General features: G+C 45.7%; 8 protein-coding genes. 3 read left to right on the forward strand and 5 right to left on the reverse strand.

Translation table 11 applies throughout. The annotated features are described in order from the left end of the window. Positions 1 to 102: 102 nt before the first annotated feature. From cyoD to MHM99_RS01000, 5 genes are all read right to left on the reverse strand, one after another. Complete coding sequence (gene cyoD, locus MHM99_RS00980) at positions 103 to 474, reverse strand: cytochrome o ubiquinol oxidase subunit IV (RefSeq protein WP_239217773.1); 372 nt, start codon at positions 472 to 474, stop codon at positions 103 to 105. Continuing rightward, entirely contained in the window at positions 474 to 1,091 is a 618-nt protein-coding gene (gene cyoC, locus MHM99_RS00985) for a cytochrome o ubiquinol oxidase subunit III (RefSeq protein WP_014977735.1), read from the reverse strand. The genes cyoD and cyoC overlap by 1 nt, the downstream gene beginning before the upstream one ends. Then, positions 1,088 to 3,076, reverse strand: a complete 1,989-nt coding sequence (gene cyoB / locus MHM99_RS00990) for a cytochrome o ubiquinol oxidase subunit I (RefSeq protein WP_239217775.1) — start codon at positions 3,074 to 3,076, stop codon at positions 1,088 to 1,090. Before cyoB ends, cyoC begins: the two co-directional genes overlap by 4 nt. 2 nt (positions 3,077 to 3,078) lie before the next feature. Beyond that, the gene (cyoA, locus tag MHM99_RS00995; protein ID WP_014951264.1) at positions 3,079 to 4,020 is read right to left on the reverse strand and encodes a ubiquinol oxidase subunit II; all 942 of its coding nucleotides are present in this window, start codon (positions 4,018 to 4,020) and stop codon (positions 3,079 to 3,081) included. Between the two features lie 150 nt (positions 4,021 to 4,170). Beyond that, the gene (locus MHM99_RS01000; RefSeq protein WP_168533097.1) at positions 4,171 to 4,578 is read right to left on the reverse strand and encodes a hypothetical protein; all 408 of its coding nucleotides are present in this window, start codon (positions 4,576 to 4,578) and stop codon (positions 4,171 to 4,173) included. Positions 4,579 to 5,094: 516 nt separating this feature from the next. Here MHM99_RS01000 and MHM99_RS01005 point away from each other — a divergent pair. From MHM99_RS01005 to MHM99_RS01015, 3 genes are all read left to right on the forward strand, one after another. Then, complete coding sequence (locus tag MHM99_RS01005; RefSeq protein WP_231513126.1) at positions 5,095 to 5,838, forward strand: helix-turn-helix domain-containing protein; 744 nt, start codon at positions 5,095 to 5,097, stop codon at positions 5,836 to 5,838. After that, the gene (locus MHM99_RS01010) at positions 5,838 to 7,160 is read left to right on the forward strand and encodes a pectate lyase C (RefSeq protein WP_239217777.1); all 1,323 of its coding nucleotides are present in this window, start codon (positions 5,838 to 5,840) and stop codon (positions 7,158 to 7,160) included. Before MHM99_RS01005 ends, MHM99_RS01010 begins: the two co-directional genes overlap by 1 nt. Positions 7,161 to 7,307: 147 nt before the next feature. Continuing rightward, entirely contained in the window at positions 7,308 to 10,241 is a 2,934-nt protein-coding gene (locus MHM99_RS01015) for a TonB-dependent receptor (RefSeq protein WP_239217779.1), read from the forward strand. Positions 10,242 to 10,284: the final 43 nt, after the last annotated feature.

A 10,284-nucleotide genomic window follows, 5' to 3' on the forward strand; every position in this document is an offset into this window, starting at 1 on the left:
AAGGGCGAAACATGAGGGCTTAACGTACTGACCGCGATGAAGTAAACACATTGAAAAGCCTGACATGATCGTCAGGCTAGACCACGCATATACAGAGATTTGCTAATACATCATCATGGCGTTTGATTCGTAGATGATCCAAACGGATAACCCAACCACCATGAAAATAATAAGCGCACTAAATAAGAATGAAAACGTATTGGCTCTGCCTTCTTCAGTAACAAAGTTAAGGTGCAAAAAGTATTTAAGGTGCACCCAAATTTGAACCAAGCCCAAAGTTACCACGCTCCAAATCGTGGTAACTTTAGATAGGTCGCCATTCATCACTAGAGTGAACGGAATAGCGGTAAGTACCACAGATAGAATGAAGCCAATAATATAAGACTTCACATCGCCATGTGCGTCATCACTTTTGTGGGTCGATGAAGCGTGACCGTCCGTATTTGAAGCTAATTTTGCATCGTGTAACGCCATTACATTGCCCCCATTAAATACACTACGGTAAATACACATATCCATACGATATCGAGGAAGTGCCAAAACAGACTTAAGCAACTAAGTCGAGTAACGGTTTGCTCACCTAAACCTCGGCGGGTTACTTCAATAAACATGATTGTCATCCAAATAAGGCCCGCTGTAACGTGCAGTCCGTGCAGTCCCACTAACGAGAAAAACGCCGTTAGAAACGCACTTTGCTGCGGCCCGTTGCCATGCTCAATAAGGTGATGAAATTCGTACACCTCCATACCAATAAAACACGCACCCAGTGCCCATGTCACCGCCAGCCAAGCAAGGGCGCCTGACTTGTTTTGTCGGTGAGCACATATCATGGCAAAGCCAAAGGTAATGCTGCTTAAAAGCAGAGCGGCTGTTTCAACTGCAACAAAGTTGAGCTCGAAAATATCTTTGCCAGACACACCGCCCGCCGTATTCATAAACAGCACGGCATAGGTGGCAAAGAAAGAAGCAAACAACAAACAGTCGGTCATTAAGTACAACCAGAAACCAAACACGGTGTTGTTTTCATGATGTTCTTCGTGTGCGTGTTCATGCGGCATTGATGCGGCGCTTGATGTTGCAATAGTACTCATGAGCGACCTCCCACTGTATTGGCACTTAAGTGCGTAGCTTCAACTCGTTCAACCTCATCTACCTGCACGTAGTAATCAACATCCGAGGTATAGCAACGCTTAATAAATACTCCTATTCCCGCCACTAAACCGACAACAGCAAGCCACCAGATATGCCAGATAAGGGCAAAGCCCATTAGAGTAAAGCTCATGCTCATGAAAACTCCGGCTGAAGTATTTTTTGGCATATGAATAGGCGCGTAATTTTCAGGGCGTTGATACGACTCGCCGCGTTCCTTCATATCCGTCCATGCATCAATGTCTTTGATGTGAGGAATCTTGGCAAAATTGTAAAATTGAGGCGGTGACGCCGTTGACCACTCTAGCGTGTGACCATTCCACGGGTCGCCCGTTGTATCGTTAAGCTTCTCTTTGTTTTTGAAGCTTACAAACAGCTGAAGTAGCTGGAAGAAAATACCAATTGCTATAACAAACGCACCAAATGCAGCAATGTACAACCAGATATTCCAGTCAGGGTTGTCGGTGTGATTTAAGCGGCGTGTCATACCCAAAAAGCCAAGCACATATAGGGGCATGAACGCCAAAAGGAAACCAATTTGCCAGCACCAAAAGGCTGCTTTTCCGGTTTTTTCGTCAAGCTTAAAGCCCATGGCTTTCGGGAACCAAAACGCAAAGCCAGCCAGATAGCCAAATACCGCACCACCAATAATGGTGTTGTGAAAGTGCGCAATGAGAAACAAGCTATTATGAAGTACGTAGTCAGCACCAGGAATAGCAAGTAACACCCCTGTCATGCCGCCAATGGTGAAGGTCACCATAAAGCCTAACGTCCACAGTACAGGCACACTCAATATTAAGCGACCGCGATACATGGTGAATAGCCAGTTAAACAGTTTCACGCCCGTGGGTACGGCAATAACCATGGTCATAATGCCGAAGAAGGCATTCACATTGGCGCTCGACCCCATGGTAAAGAAGTGGTGCAGCCAAACAATAAAACCAAGAATGGCAATGGCACCCGACGCATACACCATCGACTTGTAGCCAAACAGGCGCTTAGCGGTAAACGTAGATATAACTTCTGAAAAAATACCAAATGCAGGCAGTACCAGAATATAAACCTCAGGGTGTCCCCACGCCCAGAACAGGTTGATATACATCATAGAGTTACCACCAGCTTCATTCGTGAAGAAGTGGAAATCCATATAACGGTCTAGCGTCAGCATGGCTAACACAGCCGTCAGAATTGGGAACGAAGCAGCAATCAGAATGTTTGCCCACGTACAGGTCCATGTGAAAATAGGCATTTGCATTAACTTCATGCCGGGCGCACGCATTTTAAACACGGTAACTAAGAAGTTTACGGCGGTTAGCAGCGTACCGAGCCCGGATATCTGCAGGGCCCATATGTAATAGTCGACGCCAACCCCGGGACTAAACTCCAACCCGGCTAGCGGCGGATAAGCAACCCACCCTGTTTTTGCGAATTCACCTAACCCCAAAGACACATTTACTAGAATTGCGCCACCTGCGGTCAGCCAAAAACTTAAGTTATTTAAAAATGGAAACGCCACATCGCGAGCACCAATTTGTAGTGGCAAAATGATATTCATCAACCCAATCATAAACGGCATCGCCATGAAGATAATCATGATAACGCCATGCGCTGTGAAGATTTGGTCGTAGTGCTCTGGCGGTAGATACCCGGGCGCACCATTGGTTGCCATTGCAAGCTGAGTACGCATCATAATAGCGTCGGCGAAGCCACGCAGCAGCATGATCATAGCCAACACAATGTACATAATACCAAGACGTTTGTGGTCGACAGACGTTATCCAATCAAACCATAGGGTTCCCCACTGTTTGTACTTGGTGATAAGCATGGCTATGACCACACCCACCACTGCCACAACAGCAAGTGTCACCATAATAATCGGCTCGTGATAGGGCACGGCCTCAATAGATAATTTACCTAATAAAGACATGGTTATTGTGCATCCTCTTGGTGATGGCTGTGTTGCATTTCAGGCATGGCGTGATGTTCGCCCATGGCGGCATTTTCCGGCTTGTTGTAGAAATCCATAGAGCCGTGATCTTTCATGTATTTCATAACAATGTTATGAAATAAACCGTCATCGACTTTGCTGAAATAGGTCACCGGATTGTTTTCGCTTGGCTCAGCAAGCTGCTCGTAGGCACCTGACGTTAACGATGTTTGCGACTGCTTAACGCTGGCAACCCACGCCTCGAAGTCATCCTCGGTAGGTGTGGCAATAGCGTTAAACTTCATTCCAGTGAATCCCGCACCGCTGTAATTTGAAGAAATGCCTTTGTACGTACCTGGCTCGTCGGCAATAAGATGAAGCTTGGTTTCCATTCCCGCCATGGAATAAATCTGGCTTCCTAGCTGAGGAATAAAAAACGAATTCATGGTGCTTTCAGAAGTAATCTTAAACGCAACGGGTTTATTGGCTGGAAACACCAATTCATTGACCGTTGCGATACCTTGTTCAGGATAAATAAACAGCCACTTCCAGTTGAGCGAGACTACTTCGACAGTAAGATGCTCTCCTTGACCTTCTAGCGGTGCATAAGGGTCGAGTGCGTGAGTAGAGCGCCAGGTGATCACACTCAACGACACGACAATGAGAATTGGAATGGACCACACCACCGCTTCTATTTTGGTCGAATGTGCCCATTTAGGGGTATAAATTTCGAAATCGCGACTAGCGCGATACTTCCACGCAAAGTAAAGCGTAAGAAAAATAACGGGAACAACAACAATCAGCATTAGGATGGTGCAAAGAATAATCAGATTCTTTTCATCCATACCCACTTGCCCTTTAGGGTCAAGCACGCCACCGCTGCAACCGGCCAACGTCAGCCCTGCACCAGCAACAATTAAAGTAAAAAGGTTACGAATAGACAAAACAAGTTCCTATAACCCACAAGTTAAACGGCGATGACTGGGCCGCTTAATAGAGAATGGCAGCGTTACAGCATCGAAAAACACACCGGTAAAGCTTTGTCACACATATTGCGCAACGCTTTCGGCGTTAGATAATCAAATCGGAGACGTTTAACTAAAAAGTGGGGGCGCTCTACTGCCAACCGTCTGAACAAAAGGCTGGGGGAATGTAGGGCAAAGGTAAGGAATAGGTCGGCGCTGTTTTGTTATTTGCGCCTTTGCTATAGCCGTGGCTTTAACCAAGAGACCAACTAACACTAATGCAATAGTGGGAACAATAAATTGCGAAAGCGTGTGATTGGCCAGTGCAATGAAAAAAGGCTCTACAACCAAACTTTCATTAAACGCACTGACAAATTCTGCCGAGTCAGCCAAGGTACCACTGATAACTAGCGCAATGTTCAGCAGTAACACCAGATTAGCCAACCACAGAATAGCGCCTACACCACTGGTGTAGTTTATTGCGGGTCTAATCGAAGAATTCAGTTCGTCTAAAAAAACGAAAGAACGTGGTGCCATATAGAATGTAATGCCTTACAAGAACAATGCTCTAAGTTTAACGCTGCTTCAAATGAGAATGAGAAAGCAGGCGTGGCAGAGTAATCTCAAATAAGGACAAGTACAAGCCACCTATCGACGGGCTGAAAAGACCTAGTAATTAAAGCACCAGACACAAATGACTATTTTATTAACATTCAGAAGGTAAGACTCTGCTTCCACAGATTTATCGTCGCCCTTAGTACAGATGTCACGCATTTATTCACTTTTTCGCTCGCTGAGTCTTCAACTTGCACCTCGACAGCACCTACACATGTTAATTTTTTGTTTTAAATATACAGAATTAAACCGCTTACCGGATGCGGTTGATAAAGCGTTAACCTTCTTATAGATGCGATGAGTTGCACGACAGTTTTCTCTCTTTTCTCAATGTAATTGATTTAAAAATCATCAATAATTTAAAATGCCACCGGTAGCATTTTGTTTAATTCGTGTTAATATCGAGCAATATTATCTTGATTTCGGGACCGCAAAAAGATGGAAAGGTATGTTATTCCCAGTGTTATGCAGGCGCTGCAGCTATGTCAAGCCATCGCCGAGTCTCGCTCGGGTTTAAGTGCCTCTGAAATTGAGTCAGCGCTTAAACTTCCCCGCACATCAGTATTTAGATTACTTAGAACATTAACCAGCGAACGGGTAGTCGAAAAGCGTGGTACAAAATACTTCTATGGCACACGCATTTACGAAATTAGCGCCGCTAACTCGCGCAGCAGATACGTTCAGAGAATCACTGCACCTGCGCTTTCGAAACTTATAGCTGCAACCAACGCTAGCGCAATCATCTGCACATTAGGCGACTACTGCGCGTTTGTAATTGACGTTTTAGATGCCAGAGAAAAGCAAATAACAACAATTAGGCCAGGGACAAAACTGCCCTTATTTGAATCTGCTGCGGGTCATGTCATGTTGGCCTACCATCCCAAGTATCAAAACATGAACGACAGCACACACCCTGCAAACTTTGATGAACAACAAGCCGCGAAATTACGAGCAACAACGTGTACCAGAGGCTATGCCGTCAGCCACTTCGCACCGCGCAACGTAACGCTTGTTGCCGTGCCAGTCTTCATGCGAGATGGAGAGCTTGTATCAATTTTAGCAATAGAGTTAGAAGGTATGATCCACGACGTTAAGGTACTCCAAGCATGGAGCGCTAAACTCAAAGACATCGCCCGCCTTCCAACCACCGGTGCCCACCCTTACGAGCAGGACATGCAGTAATGAAACATATTCCAATTCAACTGATTGTCGCTTTCGTCGCGTTTCTCGCTTTGTCTAACTGTCACGCACAATCATTGGCGTTTGAAGGCGCGCTGGGGTTCGGAAAATACACACAAGGTGGAAACCAAGGAAAAGTGTTAGTTGTTAGCTCTTTGTCTGATAATGCCAAAAGCCCACAAGAGGGAACATTGCGATGGGCTATTGCGCAAGACTATCCCAGACTGATTGTCTTTAATGTGTCTGGCGTGATAGCGCTAGAAAAGGATTTAGAAATAAAACATGGCAACGTCACCATTGCAGGACAGACATCTCCCCACGGAATTGTAATTTCTGGCGCATCAACAAGCGTTGAAGCTAATCAGGTCATTATTCGACACATGCGCTTTAGGCCGGGGAAAGGCAGTGAAGAAGGCGATGCAGTAACCGTTAGAAATACCACTGATGTCATTATCGATCATTGTTCGCTAAGTTGGTCAAAAGACGAGGTAGGCTCTTTCTACAATAACCAACGCTTTACACTGCAATACAGCATACTATCAGAGAGTTTAAACAACGCGGGTCATCACAAAGGTAGCCATGGCTATGGCGGCATTTGGGGTGGCAGTAATGCTAGCTTTTTGCGCAATATATTGGCCAATCATACGAGTAGAAACCCGCGCATTAACGGATGGCGACTGAACCCGCCTTACCCACAGCAGCAAGAATTCGTTGATATCAAAAATAACGTTATTGCCAACTGGCAAAAAAACTCAGCTTATGGCGGCGAAAACGGCACCGCAAATCTGGTTGGGAATATTTATGCCCCAGGCCCCGCTACGAAAAAGCTATGGTTTTTCCAATTATGGGACGATAAGGAATCACTCACTCGACTGTATGTTGCTGAAAACGTGATGAAGGGCTATAGCGACATGTCTGAGGACAACAGTAAAGGCATAGATGTTAAGAGCGCCAAAACCGGTTCAAAGAAAGAAAAAGACGTAATCACTCGTTCCCTTTCAACGTCGCCTTTTCATCAGAATGAAATAGATAAATTAGGCGATGCGCAACTTACTGCACAGCAAACATGGACAAGCTTGATTGAAAACCAAGACGTAGGTGCTAATCTCACCCGCACAGGTAAAGATCTAGACCCTGTAGACTCGCGCATACTTAAGCAAATACAAAGCAATCAGTACACAAGCAAAAATGGGATAATTGATAGTGAATTAGATGTGGTTGACTGGTCAATTTACAGCAGCTACTTTACTGCCAACCCCGCGCCCTCTCTTACTTTTCATGAAGAAAACTCATGGCGGGTACTCGTAGGAATCCCAACACTGTGATCACTAAATATTCATATATTAATAATTTGTGAAATAAACGTTAAATGTTAGTGCATTCCTATCTGACAAGATCAATACTGCCACCGGTGGCATAGCAAAATACAAATACTACAGCTATGTCGATTTTGGAATTTAGGAGTTCAAAACATGAAAGTGTTTCAATGGACAGCCCTCGCTCTAGCCGTGTCCACGGCGTTTTCCAGCATGGCGCAAACTGCACCCGCTCAGGAAAATACCGAGCAAACTGAAACAAATGAGACCCCTAGCGAAATTGAAGTAGTTGAAGTAAAGGGTGTTAAACAGGCAGACCTTAAAGCGCGTGACTTAGAACGCATGAAAAGCGGCTTTAGCTCTGTTATTTCTACCGATGATTTAGGCAATTTTGTTGATCAGAACGTGGCGGAGTCCCTTCGACGACTGCCGGGTGTTACGCTACAGCGCTCTGAAGGCGAAGGTAAGTTTGTCACCGTACGGGGCTTAGGGCCCGGCTTCGTATCCATAAATATGAACGGCGCACAAATGTCTGGTGCAGGCGAAGAACGGAAAGTGGGCTTAGACGCACTTCCTGCTGACCTGCTAGGAACCATTGAGGTGCTTAAAACCCTCACACCAGACCAAAACCTGAATTCCATCGGCGGTACAGTCAACGTTAAAGCAATTTCAGCTTTCGATCGCGGTAAAAACACTTTAAAAATGCGTATTCAGGACGCGTACTCAGAAGCCCGCGAAAAGCACTCTCCAAAATTTAGCTTAGACGGCACCCAGTTTTTCCTCGACAACACCTTTGGTATTGGCTTTGCCATCTCTCACGAAGACCGCAAAACCCAGATAGACGAAACGCGCCACCACAGCACCAACGAAATGAAGTTTTACACCGCCGACTTGGGTAAAACAGAAGAAGAAATTGCCCAGGGTGACGAAATTCTTGCGCCTTCTCAGTTAGAAGTTCGTCGCGAAATTGCAGGAAGAACTCGTCAAGCTGCAGCACTAAACCTTGAATACAAGCCCTCTGCAGACGCTTACTATTATGCCAAAGGCACGTTTACTCAGTTTGAAGATGATGATCGCGCACAGCGAGAATTTTACGATTTTCAAGATGCAGGCTCTGTCGGAAACGATGAAATTGTATACGTAAACGGCGCTACGAAAGAGTTTATTCTTAGCGATATAGACGTATTCCACCAGCATTTCCTACAAGAAAGTAAGAACAAAACCATAACGTTCAGCTTAGGGGGCGAAAACCGTATTGCTGAACGCTTCGTGTTTGACTACGAATACGCTCAATCTCGCTCTGAAGAAGACTCCACTGGTGACCGCCGCGTTCAGTTTCGTGAACGAGACCTGATTGTTTATGGTCAAGGCGGTCGCGACAACATTAACGCCCGCATTTTAAGCCCACAGGAAGCTGCTGAAATCGCAGGTCTAACCTACGACCCGGAAAACAGTATTTTTGGAACGTCGGGTAGTGGCGATGGTTCTGACCTTTCAAATTATCAATTCGATAACCTGTTTTTAGAAGGCGGAACGCGAATTGATGAAATTAAGACAGTGAACCTTAACTTGCGAACCGACATTTTTAATGACTGGTTAAACACCATTAAATTTGGTGTGCAGGTGAGCGAGCGCGATCACGTGCGTGACAAGGACCGGTGGAGTTTCGACCCTTCTGCCGGCGACTGTAGCGACGACGCATGTATTGCCGCAGTGAATTCTACCCTTGCCGACTATGACACCCAAATACCTTCAAATAGCGCATTCCAGCTGCCGTTTGAAAGCCGCGCAGTTGTCGACCAAATTGTTGATGCCACTCGTCAAACGGTTGAGCCTGCCACAAATGGCGAAGTGTCGATCGAAAGCACTAAGGGCGACTACAGCATTACCGAAGATACGCAGGCTGTATACGCAATGGCAGAGTTGCCATTAGGCGCAGATGCCACACTAACAACCGGCGTTCGCTGGACACAAACCGAGTTCTCTTCTACCGGCTTTTTGTCTTTAGAAAACGATGACTTTGAGTTTAATGGCGCAGGGGCTGGTGCATTGGATATTGCTATCCCTCTTCCAGAAGCGTCTATTAAATACAGTGAGTTTTTCCCTAGTGCACACATTAAATGGGAACCGAGTGAAAACGTCTTAGTGCGTGCCGCAGCATGGACGAGTTTTACTCGCCCGTCGTTTAAACAAGCCCGTGCATTTGCTGTGTTTGACAGCGATATTGAGCTTTGTCCTCCGGGTTCTGACGATTGTGATGACAGTCAAGGTGGCGCATCGCTTCAACAGTTAAGCCAGTATGTGTTGGGTTCTGATAATGCACTAGATGTGGGTAACCCTAACCTAGTTGCAATGACATCTATTAACTACGATGCGTCAATTGGCTGGTATCCAAGCGAAAACCTCTTTATGGAAGCGGCAGTTTTCTATAAAGACATCGACAACTTTATCGTAGATGTAAACGGAATTGGCATGGCGCTTAATGACCTGCCGCTAACGCTTCCGGTAAACCAGGTGACTGAGTTTGTTATTCCACAAGACTTATACCTTAACGAGATAAACATTACCGTTAACGGCAACAAAGCCTCGGTTGTCGGGTTAGAGCTTAGCTACAACCAGTACTTTAAAAATGGTCTATTCATTCAAAGTAATGCCACCATCCTAGATAGTGAAGCCACGCTGGATAGCAGTATTCGTCAAGGCAAGGTAGCACTGCCCGACCAAGCTGATACCACCTTCAATCTTGTATTTGGTTGGGAGAGCGAAACGTTCTCTGCTCGCTTAATTGGTAACGTGCGTTCTGAAGTTCTTGAACAAATTGGCTCATGCCCAATTACTGCCGATCTTAACGACCCGAAAGGCTGCAAGATTTGGGGCGACCAATATCAAGATTCGGTTAAAAGCTTAGACTTTAAACTTCAGTACGACATTACCGAGTACGCACAATTGTACTTTGACGCCATCAACCTTACCGAGGAGTCTGACCTTCGCTACTTCCAAGGTAACGCGTTAAGCGGCGGCAACATTCTGTACCAAAAAGAAGAATACGGTCGCAGCTACCAGCTGGGTGTAAACATTAAGTTCTACTAATTGTCTGCGCCGGGGAAACCCGGCCTTTTCCACATAATAAAGC

Source organism: Alteromonas sp. MmMcT2-2 (assembly GCF_022348305.1).
In the GTDB taxonomy this organism is placed as follows: Bacteria; Pseudomonadota; Gammaproteobacteria; order Enterobacterales; family Alteromonadaceae; genus Alteromonas; species Alteromonas macleodii.

What these genes read in the sequence shown, in the direction of transcription:
- cyoB (WP_239217775.1), bottom strand. Translation starts at nt 3,076, where the DNA reads ATGTCTTTATTAGGTAAATTATCTATTGAGGCCGTGCCCTATCACGAG.
- MHM99_RS01000 (WP_168533097.1), bottom strand. Translation starts at nt 4,578, where the DNA reads ATGGCACCACGTTCTTTCGTTTTTTTAGACGAACTGAATTCTTCGATT.
- cyoD (WP_239217773.1), bottom strand. Translation starts at nt 474, where the DNA reads ATGGCGTTACACGATGCAAAATTAGCTTCAAATACGGACGGTCACGCT.
- MHM99_RS01015 (WP_239217779.1), top strand. Translation starts at nt 7,308, where the DNA reads ATGAAAGTGTTTCAATGGACAGCCCTCGCTCTAGCCGTGTCCACGGCG.
- MHM99_RS01010 (WP_239217777.1), top strand. Translation starts at nt 5,838, where the DNA reads ATGAAACATATTCCAATTCAACTGATTGTCGCTTTCGTCGCGTTTCTC.
- cyoC (WP_014977735.1), bottom strand. Translation starts at nt 1,091, where the DNA reads ATGAGTACTATTGCAACATCAAGCGCCGCATCAATGCCGCATGAACAC.
- MHM99_RS01005 (WP_231513126.1), top strand. Translation starts at nt 5,095, where the DNA reads ATGGAAAGGTATGTTATTCCCAGTGTTATGCAGGCGCTGCAGCTATGT.